This is a genomic window from Nonomuraea angiospora, assembly GCF_014873145.1.
In the GTDB taxonomy this organism is placed as follows: Bacteria; Actinomycetota; Actinomycetes; order Streptosporangiales; family Streptosporangiaceae; genus Nonomuraea; species Nonomuraea angiospora.
The window spans coordinates 10,493,558-10,513,300 of sequence record NZ_JADBEK010000001.1 but is presented as its reverse complement, the minus strand read 5'-3'; the positions used below and the strand labels follow the sequence as shown (position 1 = coordinate 10,513,300).

Annotated in this window: 14 protein-coding genes; 2 read left to right on the top strand and 12 right to left on the bottom strand. The window is 73.2% G+C overall.

Translation table 11 applies throughout. From position 1 onward, the window contains the following. The first annotated feature begins 44 nt into the window (after positions 1 to 44). Entirely contained in the window at positions 45 to 2,027 is a 1,983-nt protein-coding gene (locus tag H4W80_RS48510) for an amino acid transporter (RefSeq protein ID WP_192791246.1), read from the top strand. Between the two features lie 61 nt (positions 2,028 to 2,088). On the opposite strand, the gene H4W80_RS48505 is transcribed toward H4W80_RS48510, so the two are convergent. The 11 genes from H4W80_RS48505 to H4W80_RS48455 are packed head-to-tail and all read right to left on the bottom strand — an operon-like array spanning position 2,089 to position 12,916. Further along, positions 2,089 to 2,997, bottom strand: coding sequence for a phosphotransferase (locus H4W80_RS48505; RefSeq protein WP_192791245.1), 909 nt, complete (start codon positions 2,995 to 2,997; stop codon positions 2,089 to 2,091). Further along, positions 2,975 to 3,124, bottom strand: a complete 150-nt coding sequence (locus tag H4W80_RS48500; protein WP_192791244.1) for a hypothetical protein — start codon at positions 3,122 to 3,124, stop codon at positions 2,975 to 2,977. The genes H4W80_RS48505 and H4W80_RS48500 overlap by 23 nt, the downstream gene beginning before the upstream one ends. A 56-nt stretch (positions 3,125 to 3,180) precedes the next feature. Continuing rightward, complete coding sequence (locus H4W80_RS64060; protein ID WP_192791243.1) at positions 3,181 to 5,655, bottom strand: PEP/pyruvate-binding domain-containing protein; 2,475 nt, start codon at positions 5,653 to 5,655, stop codon at positions 3,181 to 3,183. A gap of 1 nt (position 5,656) precedes the next feature. Beyond that, a complete protein-coding gene (locus H4W80_RS48490; protein WP_192791242.1) occupies positions 5,657 to 6,382 on the bottom strand; it encodes a TetR/AcrR family transcriptional regulator in 726 nt (241 codons plus the stop codon). Positions 6,383 to 6,430: 48 nt separating this feature from the next. After that, a complete protein-coding gene (locus H4W80_RS48485) occupies positions 6,431 to 7,354 on the bottom strand; it encodes a BadF/BadG/BcrA/BcrD ATPase family protein (RefSeq protein ID WP_192791241.1) in 924 nt (307 codons plus the stop codon). After that, positions 7,351 to 8,376, bottom strand: coding sequence for a hypothetical protein (locus H4W80_RS48480; protein WP_192791240.1), 1,026 nt, complete (start codon positions 8,374 to 8,376; stop codon positions 7,351 to 7,353). The genes H4W80_RS48485 and H4W80_RS48480 overlap by 4 nt, the downstream gene beginning before the upstream one ends. Then, the gene (locus H4W80_RS48475) at positions 8,373 to 9,119 is read right to left on the bottom strand and encodes a sugar isomerase domain-containing protein (RefSeq protein ID WP_192791239.1); all 747 of its coding nucleotides are present in this window, start codon (positions 9,117 to 9,119) and stop codon (positions 8,373 to 8,375) included. The genes H4W80_RS48480 and H4W80_RS48475 overlap by 4 nt, the downstream gene beginning before the upstream one ends. 11 nt (positions 9,120 to 9,130) lie before the next feature. Next, the gene (locus H4W80_RS48470; RefSeq protein ID WP_318787402.1) at positions 9,131 to 9,934 is read right to left on the bottom strand and encodes a carbohydrate ABC transporter permease; all 804 of its coding nucleotides are present in this window, start codon (positions 9,932 to 9,934) and stop codon (positions 9,131 to 9,133) included. After that, complete coding sequence (locus H4W80_RS48465) at positions 9,931 to 10,821, bottom strand: carbohydrate ABC transporter permease (protein ID WP_192791238.1); 891 nt, start codon at positions 10,819 to 10,821, stop codon at positions 9,931 to 9,933. Before H4W80_RS48465 ends, H4W80_RS48470 begins: the two co-directional genes overlap by 4 nt. Further along, a complete protein-coding gene (locus H4W80_RS48460; protein WP_192791237.1) occupies positions 10,812 to 12,044 on the bottom strand; it encodes an extracellular solute-binding protein in 1,233 nt (410 codons plus the stop codon). Before H4W80_RS48460 ends, H4W80_RS48465 begins: the two co-directional genes overlap by 10 nt. Positions 12,045 to 12,052: 8 nt before the next feature. Beyond that, positions 12,053 to 12,916, bottom strand: a complete 864-nt coding sequence (locus H4W80_RS48455; RefSeq protein ID WP_225964075.1) for a MurR/RpiR family transcriptional regulator — start codon at positions 12,914 to 12,916, stop codon at positions 12,053 to 12,055. A gap of 112 nt (positions 12,917 to 13,028) precedes the next feature. Here H4W80_RS48455 and H4W80_RS48450 point away from each other — a divergent pair, with 112 nt between their 5' ends. Next, a complete protein-coding gene (locus H4W80_RS48450) occupies positions 13,029 to 14,669 on the top strand; it encodes a bifunctional metallophosphatase/5'-nucleotidase (protein WP_192791235.1) in 1,641 nt (546 codons plus the stop codon). 48 nt (positions 14,670 to 14,717) lie between these two features. On the opposite strand, the gene H4W80_RS48445 is transcribed toward H4W80_RS48450, so the two are convergent. Continuing rightward, positions 14,718 to 19,682 (bottom strand): tetratricopeptide repeat protein, encoded by a 4,965-nt coding sequence (locus H4W80_RS48445; RefSeq protein ID WP_192791234.1) that lies wholly within the window; start codon positions 19,680 to 19,682, stop codon positions 14,718 to 14,720. Between the last annotated feature and the right edge of the window lie 61 nt (positions 19,683 to 19,743).

The window sequence follows — 19,743 nt, the reverse complement described above, 5'->3', positions numbered from 1 at the left end:
CCCCCTAGGGTGGGGTGCGTTTCTCCACGAGAGAGGAAGATCCGGTGAGCGGTACCGGTGGGCGCGCGATCCCCGCGGTCGTCGAAAGCCCGACCCCTCCAGCGCCCCCGTCCAACGGCCTGGCGCGCTGGCTGCTGCGGCTTCGCGTGCAGCCGACGGGCCCGGAGACGACCGAGGGGCACGCCGAGCCGCAGGCCTGGTGGAAGGTCATGTGCCTGACCGGCGTCGACTACTTCTCCACGCTGGCCTACCTGCCCGCCATCGCCGCCCTGGCGGCCGGCGCTTTATCGCCGCTGGCCACGCTGCTCATCGTGGCGCTGACGCTGCTGGGCATGCTGCCGATGTACCGGCGGGTGGCCCGGGAGAGCCCGCACGGGCAGGGCTCCGTGGCGATGCTGGAGCGGCTGCTGCCGTTCTGGCGGGGCAAGCTGTTCGTGCTGGTGCTGCTGGGGTTCGTGGCCACGTCGTGGATCATCACGATCACGCTGTCGGCGGCAGACGCGTCCGTGCACGTCGTGGAGAACCCGTTCTTCCCGAGCTTCCTGCACGGCCACGAGGTCCTGCTGACCGTGGTGCTGCTGCTGGTGCTGGGCGGGGTGTTCCTGCTCGGGTTCAGCGAGGCGGTCGGCGTGGCCATCCCGCTGGTCGCGATCTTCCTCGTGCTGAACGCCGTCGTCGTCGCCGTCGGCCTGGGCGAGGTCTTCACCTCCCCGGACGCGCTCTCCCGCTGGACCGACGCGCTGACCAGCGGCACGGGCGGCTTCGGCGGCCTCATCGGGCCGGCCGTCCTCGCCTTCCCGCTGCTCGTGCTGGGCCTTTCGGGGTTCGAGACGGGCGTCAGCATGATGCCGCTGGTGGCCGCCGCCGGCAAGACCGCCGAGGAGCGGCTCGAGTCCCGCGTCGCCAACACGCGCAAGCTGCTCACCTGCGCCGCGCTCATCATGAGCGTCTACCTGATCGCGACCAGCTTCGTGACCACGGTGCTCATCCCGGCCGAGAAGTTCCGGCCCGGCGGCGAGGCCAACGGCAGGGCGCTGGCCTATCTGGCGCACGAGCGGCTCGGCGAGATGTTCGGCACGGTCTACGACATCAGCACGATCCTCATCCTGTGGTTCGCCGGGGCCTCCGCGATGGCCGGCCTGATCAACATCGTGCCGCGCTACCTGCCCTCCTACGGCATGGCGCCCGACTGGGGCCGCGCCGTGCGGCCCGTGGTGCTGGTCTACACGGGCATCTGCGTGGTGCTCACCATCGCCTTCGACGCCGACGTGGACGCCCAGGCCGGCGCGTACGCCACGGGCATCCTGGCCATGATGGTCTCCGGCGCGGTCGCGGTGACGATCTCGGCGATCCGCCGCCGCCAGCGGGCCGCCGCGGCCGGCTTCACGGTGCTCACCCTGGTGCTGGTGTACGCGCTGGTGGAGAACATCCGGGAGAAGCCCGACGGCATCGCCATCTCCGCGCTGTTCATCCTGGGCATCATCGCCATCTCGCTGATCTCGCGCGTCTCGCGGACGACCGAACTGCGGGCCGACCGGATCGAGTTCGACGAGGCGGCGCGGCGGTTCATCGCCGACTCGCTCGACTACGACGGCGCCCTCAACATCATCGCCAACCGCCGCCAGGCGGGTGACGCGGCCGAGTACGCTGAGAAGGAGGCCGAGCAGCGCGGGGTCAACCCGGTCCCGGGCCGGGCGGACATCCTGTTCCTGGAGATCGACGTCATCGACCCGTCCGACTTCAGCGACGCGCTCCACGTGCGCGGGGTGGAGGTGGACAAGTACCGCATCCTGCGCGCGCAGAGCCCGGCCGCGCCCAACGCCATCGCCGCCGTCCTGCTCGCGCTCCGCGACGCCGCGGGCGTGCGGCCGCACTGCTACTTCGCGTGGGCGGAGGGCTCGCCGCTGGTGCACCTGTTCCGCTATCTCATCCTCGGCCGCGGCGACACGGCGCCGGTCGTACGCGAGATCCTGCGCAAGAGCGAGCCCGACCCCGACAAGCGGCCCGGCATCCACGTCGGCGGCTAGCGCGCTCCTCCCGGCGGGCCCCTTCACGCCCCGCGGGCCCTTTCACGTCCAGCGGGCCCTTTCACGCCCAGCGGGCGCTGAGCCAGGCGAGGGTGGCGCGGCGGGAGTGCTCGCGCCGCTCCCGCAGGTGCGGCGCGTGCGCCGGTCCGGGGAGCGCCGCCGTACGCGTCCAGTAGCCCAGGAGCGCCACCAGCAGCGCGTCCACGCCCTCCGGCGCCGCCCGCCGCCCCAGCGGGTGCCCGGCGAAGACCTCCTCCAGGTCGGGGTCCCCGAGCTCGGACTCCAGCAGCAGGCAGACGAGGTCCGCCCAGTCCGGGCCGACGCAGGCCCGCCCCCAGTCCACGAGCCGGGCCGTGCCGCGCTCGTCGATGAGGATGTTGTCGAAGCGCGGATCGAAGTGGAGCATCGTGTCGCCGGTGACCAGCGACTCCCATTCCCGCTCGACCTCCGCCAGCCTGGCCAGGTGGCCGCGTTCCCACGCGCCGAGGCGGGCGGCGCCCGGGTCCTGCCACAGCTCGCAGCGGCCCTTCATGCGCGCGGCGACGGTCGGGAGGCCCTCGACCGGCGCCGGGGTCAGCTCCCTGGCGCAGGCCGTGAGCAGGTCCAGCGCCGCCGCCAGCTCCTCGGGGCGCCACGGCTCGTGCGGCAGCCGCCCGGGCGCCAGTTCGGAGCAGATCAGCAGCCAGCCGTCCCTTTCGTCCGTGAACAGCAGGCGCGGCGCGGGCACCCCGGGAGGCAGCGCCGCGCTGACCGCAGCCTCCTCCCGGTAGGCGTCCGCGTCCCCGCCGTCCGCCGGGACGGCCTTGACGAACACGCGCTCCCCGCCCGCGAGCGCGGCCACGCCGAGCACGCCGTCCGAGAAGCCGCCCCGCCGCTCCTCGAAGCCGCGCACGGCGCCCAGCCTGCGCTCCACCTCGGCCACGAGCGACGGGGGCAGCTCGGCGAGGTCACGCCGCCGGATCGGCCTCATCCTCCCTGCCCATTTCTGCCCTGTCCATTTCTGTGGGGCCCCGGTCGAGCGCCAGCTTGGCAATGCGGAATCGGGCGCAGCGCGCCTCGAGCTCGTAAACGTCCTCTGGAGTCCACCATTCGATCATGGGCACCAAGGTCATCCCATGCCACCCGTCGAAGCGATCGACTTGGCGGAGACTTTTCACGCCAGCAACTCGACCGTGCCCCGCTCGCCGTCCACCCTGATCCGGTCGCCGTCGCGCAGGCGCATGGTGGCGTTGCCGGTGCCGACGACGGCGGGGATGCCCAGCTCGCGCGCCACGATCGAGGCGTGCGACAGCGGCGCGCCCATGTCGGTCACCACGGCCGCCGCGCGGGGGAACATCGGGGTCCAGCCCACGTTCGTGAGCGTCGTGACGAGGATCTCGCCCGGCTTGAGCCGGTCGCCCTCCTCGGGCCCCGAGATCACCCGGGCGACGCCCTCGACGATGCCGGGGGCGCCGGGGAAGCCCTTCACGGTGTCGCTCACCGGCACGGCCGTGCCGCGCGCGTCGTAGACGTCGGCCCGCCGGGCGGGGTCGGCGGCCCAGCGCACGGGGTCGAAGTGGCCGACGATCAGCGCGGGGTAGAGCGGCAGGGCGGCGTAGCGCTCGTAGGTGGCCCGCCGCACCGGCACCCGCTCCAGCGCGGAGGACTCGCCCCGCAGCAGGGCGAGCAGCTCGTCCAGGGAGAGGAAGAACACCTCGTCGCCCCGGCCCGACAGCTCCCCGGCCCGTACGGCGAAGGCCCGCAGCACCCAGAACGCCCGCATGTTCTCCGAGCGCGTGGCCTCGCGGTCCCGCACGACGGCGTTCCACCGCTGGACCCGGGCGCGCATCCTGGCCTCCTGGCGCGGATAGCGCCCGGCGAAGCGCGCCCACGCCTCCTCCCTGGCCTTCCGCTGCCGCGCGAGCAGCGCCTCGGTGCCGGCCCGCAGATCGCGCAGGCCCGCGAGCTGGGCGTCGATCCAGGCGTCGTCCTCGCCGGGCCGCGGGATCGACACCTCGAACTCGTGGGGGCCGCGATGCCCGTACGCGCGGGCGAACTCGTCCCTGGTGATCTCCCCGCGCGCCAGCCTGGACAGGCCCATCACCGGCCCCAGGCTGGCCAGCTCGCCGTCGGTGTTGACGCCGGTCAGCATGGCCTCGGCGTCGACCTCGCCCATCATCTTGCGCAGCCGGTCGCGGGTCCAGACCAGGGTGGCGCCGCCCTGGCGGCCGGCGGCCTCCAGCATGCGGCAGGAGGTGACCAGGTGGGCCCTGATCTCGCGCTCCCACAGCTCGGCCAGCTCGGGGCCCGACCCGGTGGCGGCGATCGTGGCGCGCAGCTCCTCGCAACGCCGCTGCGAGGTGGCCAGGAACGCGCGCATGCCCTTGAGGTTGGTACGCACGCGGCGCCGGATGCCGATCGCCATGGGCAGGACCCGCTTGATGATCTCCCAGCGCGACACCGGCACCATGGGGACGGCGAGCCCCGGCGGCAGCTTGCCGAAGACCTGCTCGACCGCGCTCAGCCTGCCGCCCATGCCCAGGGCGCCGGCGATGGAGTGGATGACGCTCAGGTTCATGTAGAAGCGGCCGCCGATGTTGCCGACCAGGTCGAAGCCGGGCAGGGCCGAGGCGGACATGGCCTCGTGGATGAACAGCCGCACGAACGACCACGTCAGGGGCGTCATCACGTCGGGGATGGCCTCGCCCAGGTTGCCGCCGGTCCACAGGTATTCGCCCTTGAGGCTGTCGTTCCACTCCTCGACCTGCGGCTTGAGGCCGGTGATCGGGCGGGCCTGGACGATGGCGAACCTCCCGTCGCGCCTGGCCCACTCGACGTCCATCGGCGTGCCGTACAGGCTCTGGATGCGCGCGCCGATCGCGGCCAGCTCCACGGCCTGCGCGGCGTCGAGCACGGCCGCGCGCCGCAGCTCTTCCGGGACGGGCCGCTCGCGGGTGCCGTCGGGGGTGCGGACGGTCATGACCGTCTTGTCGCTCACCTGCTCCCGCGTCACGGCGCCGCCGGAGACGACGACCGTGTCAGGGGTGACCTGGCCGCCGACGACCGCCTCGCCGAGCCCCCAGGAGGCGTTGACGACGGTCTCGTCACGGGCGCCGCTGATGGGGTTCGCGGTGAACATGACGCCGGCCGCGTCCGCGTCCACCAGCTCCTGGACCACCACGGCCAGCGCCACGTCGTCGTGGGGGACGCCGTGCTGGTCGCGGTAGGCGATGGCGCGCGGGTTCCACAGCGAGGCCCAGCAGCGTCTGACCGCGTCGAGCAGGGCGTCGCCCCTGACGTTGAGATAGGTGTCCTGCTGGCCGGCGAACGACATGTCCGGCAGGTCCTCGGCGGTGGCGGACGAGCGCACGGCCACCGGCACGTCGTCGCCGAGCGCCTCGTACGCGCGGCGGATCTCCGCGGCGAGCCCGGCGGGCAGGTCGTGCGCGGCGAACAGCGCGCGCGGGTCCTCCGCGTGCGGGAGCTCGTCGCGGAAGGCCGACACGAACGCCCGGTAGGCCGCGGTCGTGATGTGGAACCCGGCGGGAACGGGCAGCCCCGCCCTGGTGAGCCTGGCCAGCGACGCGCCCTTGCCGCCGGCGGTCGCGAGGTCGGCCGCCGCGTCGTCGAGAGGGAGTACGGCCTTCACGTCACACGCTCCTTTGCGCCTGCTGCGGCCCACCCATGGAGGCCGCCAGCCGCTGCTCGGCGATCTCCTGCGCGGCGGCGAGGAAGTCGAGGGTGGCCCGCGCGACGGCGTCGGCGTCGTCGCCGGGCAGGGGGCGGCCGGTGCTCATGGCCCGGTCGATGGTGTCGGTCACCAGGAACGCGATCCGCTCGGCGGACTCCTCCCGGGACAGGCCGTCCGGCACGAACAGGAAGCCGTACAGGACGGCGTTGGCCACCATGGCGGGCTCGGCCGGCTCCGCGCGCACCGCGCCCAGCTTGACCAGCTCCGCCACGTACGCCTCCAGGGGCGGGCCCATCGTCGGCGACCGGCCCGCCTGCTGCTTCTGGCGGGTGAACTTGCCCAGCAGCTCCGAATCGCCCCGCATGAGTGCCTGGAGCAGCGGCCTGCGCAGCAGCGCGCGGGCGTAGCCGCCGTACAGCTCGCCCAGCGTGGCCGGCGCGTCCCGGCGGACCTCGGCCAGCATGAGCACCCGCTCGCGGCGCAGCAACGCGGCGAAGAGCTCGTCGCGCGTCTTCCAGTGCAGGTAGATGGTGCCCTTGGCGACGCCCGCGCGCTTGGCCACATCGTCGATCGTGGTCTTGCCGTAGCCCCAGCGCAGGATCAGCTCGGCGGCGGCGTCGAGGATCCGGTGGGCCCGCTCCAGCTGCCGGGCGGGGTCCTGCGGTGGCCGTCCTACCTTGACCATCCGTCTCACCTCATTTGTTTGACCAGATGAGGTTAATCGGTCATTAAATTAATGGCAAGCCGTGGTGAAGCGCGCGTGCGCGCCGAGGTCGCCCAGGCGGTCGAGCGCGGCCAGCCAGCTCGCCCCCGCCGCGCCGTCCCGCGCGGTGACCACCTCCCGCCCGGCCAGCAGCTCCATGACCGCCGCGCGTACCGGGCCGTCGGCGGCCAGCACCCCGCCCGCCAGCACGATCGGGCCCTCGCCGTGCACCCGGCCCGCCGTCGCCACCAGCCGCCGCGCGGCCGCGCCGGCGATCTCCGCCGCGCGCTCGTCCCCGGCCGCCGCCGCCTCGGCCACGAGCGGCGCCGCGGCCCCCACCAGCATCCGGTCGGCCTGCGCGAGCCGCACGATCGCGTCGGCGCGCCGCCGCGGCTCCCCCGTCACGCCGAAGTGCGCGCTGACCAGCTCCACCAGCGGCCCGTACGGCAGGCCGCGATCGAGCGCGCGGACGGCCGCGCGCACCCCGGCCCGGCCGATCCAGAAGCCTCCGCCCTCGTCGCCGAGCAGCCACCCGAGCCCGTCGGCGACGGCCGCCACCGCGCGACCGGAGAAGCGGGCGGCCGCCGCCCCCGTCCCGGCCAGCAGCAACGTGCCCGAGGACGCCGGGGTGCCGGCCGCGTAGGCGACGTCCACGTCACCCACCAGCCTGGGCGGGGAGGCGATGCCGCAGGCGGTCCAGACGCGCCGCAGCACCTCGGCGAAGCCGCCGTCCGCGCCCGCCACCCCGGCCACCGAGGCGGCCACCAGCGAGGGGTCCAGGCCGTCGAGCGCGCGGCGCAGGGCCTGCTCGATCGCGGCCCCGGCGGCCGGGCCGCCGTGCGCGGCCGGGTTGCCGGGGCCGGCGGTGCCGTAGCCGAGCCTGGTCCCGTCCGCCGCGTGGAGGGCGGCCCGGGTGGTGGTGCCGCCGGCGTCCACGCCGGCGAAGAGCATCATCGGACCAGCCTCGCCGCGCCGGGCGCGAGGGTGAAGGCCGTGCCGCACGCCTCGTAGGAGCCGGTCGCCGGGTCGAAGGTCTCGGTGATCCCGTCGAGCGTGACCTCGGCCGGCTCGTCGTAGCGGGCGTTGCAGACGAACCGCAGGCCCTCACCGTAGCGGCCCACCAGGACGTCGCCGTCGTGGTCGGCCGACGTCCAGCCGGACAGCTCCGCCGCCACCGGGCGCAGCCAGCGGGTGTTGAGGTCGCGCACCATGCCGTGGCGCTCGGTCGGCACGCCGTCCCCGCCGATGAGCGCCGGCTGGAAGCCCTCGCCGCGCGCCGGGTCGGGCGTCCAGTAGGTGAAGTACTGGATGCCGGTGTAACCGTAGGCGAGCGCGGTGTTGACCTGCCAGGCCAGCTCGGCGGCCGTCGGCTCGCGGTGCCCGTCGTAGGCCAGCGTCTGCACGTACATCCAGGCGGGCAGCCCGGCCCGGCGCGCGTGCTCGCGGACGGTCGCCAGATCGGCGAAGTAGCCCTCGTCGAAGCCGTCGGCCAGGAACGGGTAGCGGTCGAAGGAGAGCACGTCGGGGCGGACGATCCTGGCGAACTCCCCCACGTACTCGTCATAGGGGCCGGTGGCGTGGCTCGGGAGGAGGTTGGCGTAGGCGAAGGCGCCGGCCGCGCGCACGGCGGCGACCCCGGCCGCCACCCTGGCGAACTGCCCGGCGTGCGGCTCGTCCATGAGGCTGACGCCGCGGAAGGAGCGGAACGGGCGGTAGTCGTCGACCACCCGGCCGATCAGCGGCGCGGGGTCCACGTCCAGGTCGCGCATGAGCACGTCCACGCGCGGGTCCGAGGCGACCAGCACGCCGAGCCCCGCCTCCTCGGCGCAGGCCAGCGCGTGTCGCAGGATGACGCGGTCGTTGAGGTAGTTGCCGGTGATGACCAGGTCGATGCCGGCCTCGGCGATCTCCCGGTAGCGGGCGGCCGTCGTCTCGTGGGGCGGCGGCGGCCAGAAGGCGGCGATCGTCAGGTTCACAGCGCTCCGGTCCTGATCCGCCCGGCGTAGCGGGCCACGAGGGCGTCGTTGTGCGCGTCGGCGCCGGGGATGTTGGCCGACAGGTAGACCGGCGGGATCGTTCCATCGGCCTGGAGCAGGCCGATCGCCTCGGCGACCATCAGCTGCACGGCCAGCGCCGAGGTGATCGAGGAGATGCCGCAGACCGGGCCGTGCTCGGTCGGCAGGACGGCGTCGCCGTACGGGGCGAGGTTGTCGATCACGATGTCCGCCAGCTCGAACAGCCGCTCCCCCGACGGATGGCGCGAGGTGATGGCGCCGGAGTGGGCCAGGGAGGTGATCGCGATCAGCGGCAGGCCGCGCTCCTTGACCAGCCGGGCCATCTCCACGGTCGAGCCGTTGCCGCCCGAGTTGGAGGCGATGACGAAGACGTCGGACTTCTCGATCGTGTGCAGGGCCAGCACCTGGTGCGCGGTGCGCGGGTCGCGCTCGGCCAGCGGGTCGAACTCGCCGGGGTCGGCCGAGCCCAGCACCACCGGGTCGCGCAGGGTGAGCCGGTTGGTCGGGATGAGACCGCCCGCCCGGCCCGCCACCTCCAGCGCCACCGCCTCCGAGTGCCCCGTCCCGTACGCGTGCACGACGCCGCCGGCGCGCACGGCCGCGGCGATCAGCGCCCCCGCCCGCCTGATGGCGGGCAGCTCTCCGGTCACCAGCCGGTCCAGCCGGGAGCGCGCCTCGTCGGCGAAGGCCATCACAAGATCCATAGACTGTTTCCTCAACGGTTCATGCCGGCGGTCAGCCCGGCGACGATCTGGCGCGTGGCCAGCACGAAGAGCACGACCAGGGGGATCGTCGTCATCACCAGGCCGGCGAAGAGCGTCCCCCAGTCGTTCTGGAACTGGCCGAAGAAGTGGGTGAGGCCGACCGGCAGGGTCAGCTTGCTCTCGTCCCGCATCAGGACCAGGGGGTAGAAGAAGTCATTCCAGATCGGCACGAACTGGAAGACCACCACCGTCGCGAGCGCTGGCCGGACCAGCGGCAGCATCACGTGCCAGAAGGTCGCGAACGGCCCGGCGCCGTCCAGGGACGCGGCCTCGTCCAGCTCGTGCGGGAGCTGCCGGAAGAAGGCGGTCAGCACGAACACGTTGAACGGGACCGACCCGGCCGCGTAGACCAGCACCAGCCCGGCCAGCGAGTCCACCAGCCCCATGCTCTCCAGCAGGTAGAACAGCGGCAGCACGCCCAGGTGGGCGGGCAGGGTCATGCCCGAGATGAAGTACGCGGCGAACATGCTCCGGCCGCGGAACTCCCTGCGGCCCAGCGGGTACGCGGCCAGCAGCGAGACGGCGGCGCCCAGCAGCACCGCGCAGACCACGACGACCGCCGAGTTGACCACGTAGGTGGAGAAGGACGCCTCCGTCCACGCCTTGACGTAGTTGCCGAACCCGGTGGGCCGGCCGAGCGGCCGGTCGAAGATCTCGCTGGTGGGCCGGAACGAGCTCAGCACCATGACGAGCAGGGGCGCCATGGAGAAGGCGGCGTAGCCCCAGAGCAGGATCCTGACCGTCAGCGCCTTCACGCCTTCCTCCTCAGCACCCGCTCGAGCAGCAGCGTCGAGCCGAAGATGAAGGTGAACATGAAGACCGCCAGCGCCGAGGAGGTGCCCAGCGCGTTGACGTCTCCCGAGGCGAACGCGGTCCGGTAGAACAGCAGGCCGAGCACGTCGGTCGCGCCCGCCGGGGCGCCGTTGGAGCCGCCGAGCGCGTAGACCAGGGCGAAGGTGCCCATGCTGCCGATGAAGCTGAGGATCGTGACGGTGGCCATGGCCGGCTTGAGCAGCGGCAGCGTGATGCGCCAGAACACCTGCCAGGAGCCGGCGCCGTCGGTCCTGGCGGCCTCGCCGTACTCCGGGGGGATGCCGGCGAGGGCGGCGCTGAACAGCAGCATCGGAAAGCCCACCCACTGCCAGGTGGTGATCACGATGACGGTCGGCAGCGCAGTGTCCGGGTCGCCCAGCCACGGCATCGCCAGGCCGAGCGGCTCGAGGAACGCGTTGACCGGGCCGAAGGCAGGGCTGAGCAGCAGGGTCCACAGGTAGCCGATGACCAGGGGGTTGACCAGGTAGGGCAGGGCGAACATGGTCTGCAGCGCCCGCTTGCCGCGCCGCACGCGGGACAGCGCGAGCGCGAAGGCCAGGCCCAGCGTGTTCTGCACCAGCATGGTGCCCGCGAAGAGCAGGAAGTTGTGCCCCAGCGCCGGCAGCAGCTGGTCGAGGAAGGTGCCCGACAGCAGGCCGGCGTAGTTGTCCAGCCCGGCGAAGCCGCCCCGCAGCGTGCCCTTCCAGGAGAAGAAGCTGTAGGTCAGGCCGGTGAACAGCGGGTAGACCACGAAGGCCGAGTAGAGGAGGAAGGCGGGGATCAGGAACAGGTACGACGATCCCCGCCCCCGCCGCGCGCCTAGAGCCATGTGGACACGCTCTTGTCGAGCCGCTCCGCCGCTTGCTTGGCCGTGATGCGGCCCAGCAGCATCTCCTGCAGCGCCTTGGAGAACACGGTGGCCGAGGAGGGGTTGCCGTAGGCGAACTCGTTCATGAAGTAGGTGGCGCCGTGCTGCTCGAAGGTGGTGGCGACCTCGGCGAGCAGGGGGTCCTTGGGCGTGACGCCGGGCACGGCGGAGAAGGTGCGCACGGTGTCGGTGTAGAGCCGGCCGTAGTCCTTGGAGGCCAGCCAGGCGGCGAACTTCAGCGCCTCGGCCTTGTGCCTGGTCTTGACGTTGACGCCGTAGGAGCCGTCGGTGAAGCCGGGCATGAGGCCCTGGCCCTCCGGCGCGGGCGGCGTGAAGACGCCCAGCTCGATGCCCTTGGCGTTCTCGCTGAAGAAGTTCAGCTCCCATAGGCCGCCGGGGAACATGGCCGCCTTGCCGGAGGAGAACAGGATCTGCGCGTCGGTGTAGGAGACGCCTGCGGCGTTCTCGGGGAAGTACGGCTTGAGCTTGGTGATCTGCTCGATGCCCTCGACGAAGCGCGGGTCGGCGAACTTCTTCCGCTTGGCCTTGACGGCGGCGAGGAACTCGTCGCCGCCCCAGTGGGCGGTGCCGAAGATGCTCGCCACGATCGGCAGCATCCAGTCGTCCTTGCCGCCGAAGGCGAACGGGATGACGCCCTTGGCCTTGAGCTTCTCGGCGGAGGAGATCATCTCGTCGTACGTCTTGGGCGGGGTGACGCCGTTGTCCGCGAAGATCTTCTTGTTGTAGATCACCTGCAGGGTCTGCACGGCGAACGGGACGCCGTACACCTTGCCGTCCTTGTCGCCCTTGGCGGCGCGCAGGACGCCCTCGTCGAAGCCCGCCAGGCCGGGCACGTCCTTGGTGTCGAGCGGGACCAGCCGGCCCGCCTCGACGAGCGGCTGCAACTGTGCTCCGGCGCGCAGCCAGGCCAGATCGGGGCCGCTGTCGCCGGCCAGGCCGGTGGACAGGATCGTGTCGTACTCGGTGGCGGTGGTGAAGGAGCGGGCGTCGACGTCGACGCCGGGGTTGAGCTTCTCGTACTCGGCGAACATCTTGTCGTAGTTGGCCTCGGGACCCCACCCCCAGACCGAGAGGGTGACCTTGCCCTCGCCGGCACTGGTGGTGGTCGAAGGGGCACAGGCGGTGACGGCTATCGCCAGCGCGACAGCGGCGGCGAGGCGCATGGGGGCTCCTAGCGTGGGGGCAGGCGGTGCTTGGCGACCGCGTCGGTGGCGGCGGTCAGCAGCTGGTTGCTGGTCTCGTGGGTGCGCTGGACGACGCCGATGTAGAGGCAGTCCAGGACGAGCATCTGGGTGTGGCGGGCGGCCACCCCGCCGGCGCGGAAGGGGGTGTCCTGCGCGGCGGTGGTGAGGATGATGTCGGCGGCCTCGGCGAGCGGGCTGCGGGGGAAGTTGGTGACCGCGATCGTGGTGGCGCCGCGTTTCCTGGCGATGGCCAGCGGCTCGACGACCTCGGCCGTGGTGCCCGAGTGGGAGATGCCGAGCGCCACGTCTTGACCGTCGCGCGCGTTGGCGCTGCAGACGGCGCTGTGCACGTCGGTCCACAGCGCGCCCGGCCGGCCGATGGCGTGCAGCCGCAGGTGCAGGTCCATGGCCACGCCGGCGCTGCCGGCGACCGCGAAGAAGTCGATGAACCTGGCGCCCACCAGGGCGGAGACCGCCCGGTCCACCGCCTCCAGGTCGAGCTGGGCCGCCGTCTCCTCCATCGCGCGCATGTCGCTGGCCAGCAGGCTGCGCAGCACCAGGCTCGCGGGGTCGTCCGGCGAGAAGGCGATCAGGCTCTGCTCGCGCGGGGTCGCGTCGTTGCGCCCGAGCTCGGCCGCCAGCGCCAGCCTGAGCTCGGGGTAGCCGGCCAGGCCCAGCTCGCGGCAGAAGCGGGTGACGGTGGTGAGCGAGGTGCCGCACCGCTCCGCCAGCTCGCCGATGGTCGAGGCGGCCACGGCGGCGGGGTCGGCCAGGATCATCTCGGCGATGCGCCGGTGGGTCGCGGTGAGGGTGGGCTCGACCCCCCGGATTCTGGCCAGGATCGGTGACATGGGAGGAACCCTCCCGCTTTCCGACATGTATGTCAATAGTTCACATTGAACGGACGATGTTAGAAAATTTCCCCCTTGTGTGAGCTATTGGGAGTATGTCACTTTCGAGGCCATGCGGAACTTCCTCCTGGCGCTGGTGCTCGGGAGCGCCGGCCTGCTGCCCACCCGCGCCGACGCGGTGGACATCCAGTTACTGGCCTTCAACGACTTCCACTCCGGCTTCCCGACCAGCTTCGCCATGACGCCGTCCGGGCCGGTCCCGGCGGGCGGCGCCGAATACCTGGCCGCCCACCTGGACCGGCTCCAGCGCGACAACCCCGACGGCACGCTGCGGCTCTCGGCCGGCGACAACATCTCCTCCAGCACCATGAACGCCACCGCCCTGCACGACGAGCCGGGCATCCAGGCGCTCAACCTGATGCGCCTGGACGCCTCCAGCGTCGGCAACCACGAGTTCGACGAGGGCCTGGCCGAGTTCCGCCGGATGGAGAACGGCGGCTGCCACCCGATCGAAGGGTGCGCGCTCCCGGGCTTCAAGGGCGCCGGCTTCCCGTACCTGGGCGCCAACATCGTCGACACCACCACCGGCAAGCCCGCGATGACCCCCTACATCGTGAAGCAGGTCAAGGGCGTCAAGGTCGGCATCATCGGCGTCAGCTACAAGAACACGCTGAACGAGGCCCCCGGACCCACCGCGCCGCTGGAGGGACGCGACGAGGCCGAGGCGGTCAACACGTACGCGGCCGAGCTCAAGGCCAAGGGCGTGCGGACCATCGTGGTGCTGATCCACCAGGGCGGCGGCCAGACCGGCGGCGGGCTGCCCAACCGGTGCGACAACCTGGCCGGGCCGATCAAGGACATCGTGCAGCGGTTCGACCCCGAGGTCGACGCGGTGATCTCCGGGCACACGCACAACGCGTACAACTGCGTGATCAACGGCATCCCGGTCACCCAGACGTCGGGCCACACGCGCGAGCTCACCAAGATCGTCCTCACCGTGGACCGGGCGACCGGCAACCCGACCGCCTCCAAGGCCGAGAACCTCACCGTCACCCACGACATCAAGCCGGACGGCCAGATCGCCGCCCTGCGCCGCAGGACCGACGAGCAGGGGCAGAAGCTGCTGGACCGGCCGGTCGGCCTGCTCGCCCGCGACCTGACCGCCCAGCGCAACGCCGCCGGCGAGTCGACCATCGGCCACGCCCTGGCCGACGCCCGGCTCTTCGCCACCTCGGCCCCGGAGAACGGCGGCGCCCAGATCGCGATCCAGCCGCCCTACGGCGGCGGCATCGGCGGCGACCTGATCGTCAATCCCACCGGCAATGAGATGGCCAACCTGGTGACGCACGGCAAGGCGCTGCGCGTGCAGCCGTTCGCCAACATGCTCGTCACCATGACGCTCACCGGCGCGCAGCTGGAGCGGCTGCTGGAGCAGCAGTGGTGCGGCCAGGGCACCGCGCGCGTGCTCGGCATCTCCCAGGGGCTCACCTACACCTACGACAACGCCAAGCCGGCCTGCGACCGGATCGACCCGGCCACCGTCAAGCTCAACGGGACCGTCGTCGACCCGGCCGCGAAGTATCGCCTGAGCGCCAACTCCTTCATCGCGACCGGCGGCGACGGCTTCTCGGTGCTGACCGAGGGCACCGACCGGGTGGAGAAGGTGCGCGACATCGAGGCGTTCGAGTCCTACATCCGGGCGAAGAGCCCGCTGCAGGCCCCGGCCCTGGGCCGGGTCACCCGCGTGAACTGAGGCGGTCCCGGTCGGGCCCGCCGACCCCGGCGGCGGGCCCGGCCGGGCTTACCCGATCTTGGCCAGCAGTGACGAGGCCGGGGAGGCGAAGGACGGGTCGCCGGTCTCCACCGCCGTCACCAGCAGCCGCCGGGCCAGCTCCATGTCGCCCCGCGCGTACCTGATCTCCCCCATCCGGCAGGCGGCCTCGGCCACCAGGTCGGCCTGCTCGGTCAGCCCCAGCGTGAGCTCGTAGTAGCGCAGCGCGCCGTCGTGGTCGCCGAGCCAGTAGCACAGCTCGCCGAGGTGCGCCGCGGCCAGCCCCGACTCGGTGTCGCCGGCGTCGATGACCCGCTGGTACCAGGTGAGCGCCTCGGGGAAGTCCCGGTTCCGCTTGGCCAGCGCGCCCAGGTACATCGCCGCGAGCGCGCTGTAGTGTCCCTCGGCCTCCTCGACGCCCCGCAGGTACCACTGCCGGGCCCGTTCCTCGTCCTCCTCGTGGTACGTCTGCCCCAGCGCGATCGCCGCCCGGGCCGCGAGGTCGGCGTCGCCGGCGTCGAGCACCCGCAGGTACGCCTCCCGCCCCTCGTCCACCAGCCCGGCCCCGACCAGCGTCTGCGCGAGCGTGGCCAGCGCGATGGGCTCGCCCCCGGCCGCCGCCTCCCGCAACGTGTCCAGGGACGCCTCGGTGTCTCCGCGGTCGCCCTGCAGCATGCCGAGCAGGCTCCCGAACACCCCGCGGATGGGGCTGTCGGCGTCGGCCGCCGCCCGCTGCGCGACGTCGAAGAACGCCTCGGCGTCCCCCTCGTCGTCGAGCAGTTCGAGCAGCCTGCCGCCGGCGACGAATCGTACGTCCGCGTCGTCGTGCCGGCTGAGCCGTTCGTAGGTCGCCCGGGCCTCGGCGTGCTCGCCCAGCTCGGCCAGCCGGTCGGCGACGTCCAGCTCGGTGAACGCCCCCCGCCCGGCCAGCTCGAAGTAGGCCCGCACGGCGAGCGGGTCCTCGCACCGCCCGCCCAGCTCGCGCGCCACGGCGGCGGCCTCGTCGCCCATCAGCCGCAGGATCCGCACGGCCAGGTCGTGCTCGCCGCGGTCGGACGCCTGGTGGGCGAGCACCCGCAGGTTGCCCGCCGCGACCTCGGAGCCGGCGCCCGCGGCGGCCGCGAACGCCTGGGCGGCGCCCATGTGGTCGTCCTCCTCGTACAGCCAGATGCCGAGCTGCACGCCGCCCCGGTCCACCGCGTCGGGCGCGCCGGACTCCATGGCCAGCCGCACCTCCCGGACGGCGCCGGCCGCGTCGCCCAGCCCGCGCAGGGCCTGGGCGAGGTCCACGCGGATGCCTGCCGCGGTGCCGGGGAAGCCGGTCTCCACGCCCCGCCGGTACATGAGGGCCGCGTTCTCCAGGTCGTCCCGCGCCTTGCAGGCGTCGCCCCACGCCCAGTAGCCCATCGACACGGTCTCGGGGTCGCCGGTGCCGATCGCCCGCTCGGCCTCCTCCACCACGGCGTCGTGGTCCTCCACGAGGAGCAGGTGGGCGATCAGGTGGCGCTCGCTCTCGAGGTCCCCGGCCGCCGCCCCGGCGGTCAGCGCCTCGCGTACGCCGTCGGTGTCGCCCCGCTCGTTGAGGAGGTCGGCCAGCACGACGGCGGTGGCGGGCATCGCGGCGCGGGCCGCCTCGATCGCCCCGTCGAGGTCGCCGCGGCGGTGGCGCAGGATGGCGATGTTGCGCCAGGCCATCTCGGCCGTGCGCGGGTGCTCGGTGGCGGGCAGGGTGCTCAGCTCGGCCCGGCAGTGGTGGCCGCGCTCGGCGAGGACCACGCCGAGGTCCACCGCGGCCTGCGCGGCGAGGTCGGGCTCGCCCAGCTCGACGACCACCCGGCAGAGCGCCGCGGCCGCGTGCTCGTCCAGCCCGCGGGCCCGCTCAAGGGTCTCGGCGAGCGGTTCCCGCCGGTCCTGCGGGTCCGCCGCGGCCACCAGCCGGCGTACGGCCTTCGCGTCGGCCTCCTCGAGCGCGAGCAGCACCTCGGCCATCAGCTCCGACCCGGCGAACTCGGCCAGCGCCGCGACCGCCCCCTCCCGGTCGCCGTCGTCGGCCAGCACCCATCCGCGTTCCTTGGCCGAGGCCGTGCCGAGCCGGACGCGGGCGACGGCCGTGAACCACTCGTCGTCGTCCAGGGCGACGACCCGCTCGTAGGCGGAGCGGGCGTAGTCGTCGTCCGCCCCGGCCAGCGCCCGGCCCGCCGACACCAGAGTGCCGGACGCGGACTCGGGGCCGGCGGCCACGGCGCGCTCGAACGCCTCCCGCGCCCCGGCCACGTCGCCCGTCCCGGCCAGCAGCTCCCCGAGCAGCAGCTCCTCCACCGCGTCGCCCGAGCCGGGCGTCAGCAGGGACACGGCGGCGCTCAGGTCACCGTGATCGCGCAGCACGCCGGCGAACCGGAGCCGCCCGGCCGCGCCGAACTCCTCCGTCATCAGCTCGCCGGCCTCCTGCGCCGCCCCGCTCGCCACGAGCACCTCGGCGAGCCGCACGGTCGCGTCCTTCCTGCGCGCCTCGCCGAGCTCCCCGAGCGCCCCCCGGTAGGCGGCGGCCGCCTCGGCCAGCAGCCCGAGCTCCTGGCGCACCTGCCCGATGTCGCGCAGCGTGATGGCGGCCAGGCGCTCGTTGTCGCCCTCCGCGACCCGCTCCCACGCCTCCAGCGCCCCGCGCTTGTCCCCCGCCTCGTTCCGCAGCGCGCCGAGGTAGCAGCCCGCCTCCTGCCGGTAGCTGGGGTGCCCGGCGGCCAGCACCAGCGAGAGCGCCGCGTCGGCGGCGGCGATCTCGCCGCGCCGCTGCCAGGCGTGCGCGCTCTCCATGGCCAGCATGCTCACCAGGAACATGTTGCCCTCGTCGTCGATCTCCGCGAGCGCCTCGGCGGCGGCGTCGAGGTCCCGGTCGAGCAGGAACCGGGCGAAGCGCCCCATCTCCTCCGGCTCCCCTGTCGCCAGGTCGAAGGCCGCCCGCGCGGCGGCGAGGTCGTCGACCCGCACCCGGTGCAGCCCGAGCAGCCAGGCGCTGCGCGAGCGGGCGTCCGCGGAGGTCTCCTCCTCGATCTGCCTCTCGTGCAGCCGGCAGACGGCCAGCAGGTCGCCCTGCCGCTCCAGCACCGTGAGCAGCGAGGCGGCCGCCTCGCTCCGCAGTCCGCGGTTGCCGCCGTCCAGGGCCGTCGTGTACGCGGCCCGCGCCTCGCCCAGGTCGTGCTCCGCGACGAGCTCGCCCAGCGCGTACCCCACCCACGGCGCCAGCACCGGATGCCCCTCCGCCGTGGCCCGGCGCAGCAGCTCGAGCGCGGCCTCCTCGTCGGACAGCACCTCCTTGCAGATCACCGCCGTGTACGACAGCGCCAGCGGGTCCCCGCTCTCGGCCGCCGACTCGAACAGCTTGGCCGCGTCCGACAGGTCGTACCCGATGGAGGCCAGCACCTGGCCGAACACGGCGGCGCCGATCGCGGCGACGGCGGGATCGGGATGGTCCATGGCCGCGCGGTAGCGGACCAGCCCCTCCTCCCTGCCCAGTCGCTGGTGGTCGAGCATCGCGGCCAGCACGGGGTGCGGCTCCTCGCCCGACTCGCGCAGCAGGTGCAGCAGGAAGGCCGCGCTGAAGCCCTGGAGCACGTCCTCGCCCTCGGCCACGTACGCGAGCAGCTCGTCGGCCTGCTCCCGGTCGCCCTCGCCGATCTCCAGCTGGGCCAGCGTCGCCATGGCCCTGAGCGACTGCGTGGCCGCGCCCGAGTCGGCGGCCCCGCGCAGCAGCCGCCTGGCCCCGGCCACGTCACCGGCCTGCAGGCGGGCCAGCCCCTCGTCGGTGTCCTGGAGCGCCTGCTCCTCGACGGGGTCGGCCAGCGGCTGCTGCCTCGCGGCGTGCTCGAGGAGCAGCGTGGCCTTGAACGCGGCGTCGGGGTCGTCGTGCCCGGCCGCGAACCGCGCCAGCTCCATGGCCTCGTCGTACACGTCCGGATGCTGGTCGAGCGACGGCTGGTCGAGCAGCAGGCCGAGCAGGGTGACGCAGATCGACGCCCACTCGTCCTCGCCCGCCTCCAGCACCGCGCGCAGCGCGGCCAGCGCCTCGGCCGTCTCGCCCGCCTCGACGTGCATCTGGGCCAGGCACGCCTGGGCCTGCACGACGTACTCGCGCTGCCCGCTGGCGATCACCCGGCGGAAGATCGCCTTGGTCTCCTCCACGTCGCCCAGCGACGCGGTCACCTTGGCCAGCTCGATCAGCGACGGCAGCCGGAGGTCGGGCCTCGGGTCCTCGGCGGCCACGCGGTAGGCGGCGGCGGACTCGGCGTACTCGCCCAGGTCCACCAGCACCGCGCCGAGCAGCTTGTGCGCCATGGCCAGGTGGTCGGGGTGCCCGACGGCGATGGCGTGCTCGCACACCTGCCTGGCCTGCTCGAACTCCTCCTCCTCGGCGTAGATCTGGTACAGCCGGAAGGCCGACAGCGACACCACGTCGGGGTCGCCGCAGGTCAGCAGCGCCTGGAAGTCTTCCTCGTCCTCCGCCTCCTCATACAGCTCGCGGGCCGAGGCCGGGTCCTGGACGTGGAACTCGGGCAGCTCCAGCCGCTCGGCCAGCTCGGCCACCGCCTGGCTGTTACACCTGCGGGCCCGCTCCAGCGCCTCCTTCGCGCCCTCCACGTCGCCGAGCTGGGTGAGCACCAGCACCAGCGCGGTGTCGGCGAGCGCGGCCACCTCGAAGTCGGCCCCGTCGGACGCGATCGTCAGCACCCGGTGCGCCGCCGGCCACTCCTTGGCCACGACCAGCATCATGCCCATGGCGATGGCCGAGCGCTGCCCGAACACGGGGTCGCCCGACTGGATCACCGACCGGTGCGCCGCCTCGGCGCCGTCGAGGTCCCCCTGCTCCTGCAGCAGACCCGCCAGCAGGTGGGAGGCCTCCGGGTCGCCTGTGGCCGCGATCTGCCTGAACAGCGCGGCGGCCTGGTCGAGGTCTCCCGCTTTCCAGTGGCCCATGGCCGCGTCGAGCTGTTCTGACGCCATTGCTCACTCCAAAGTCATCCAACAATGTGAAAAAGCTACACATGTGTCACGTCTGTCACAG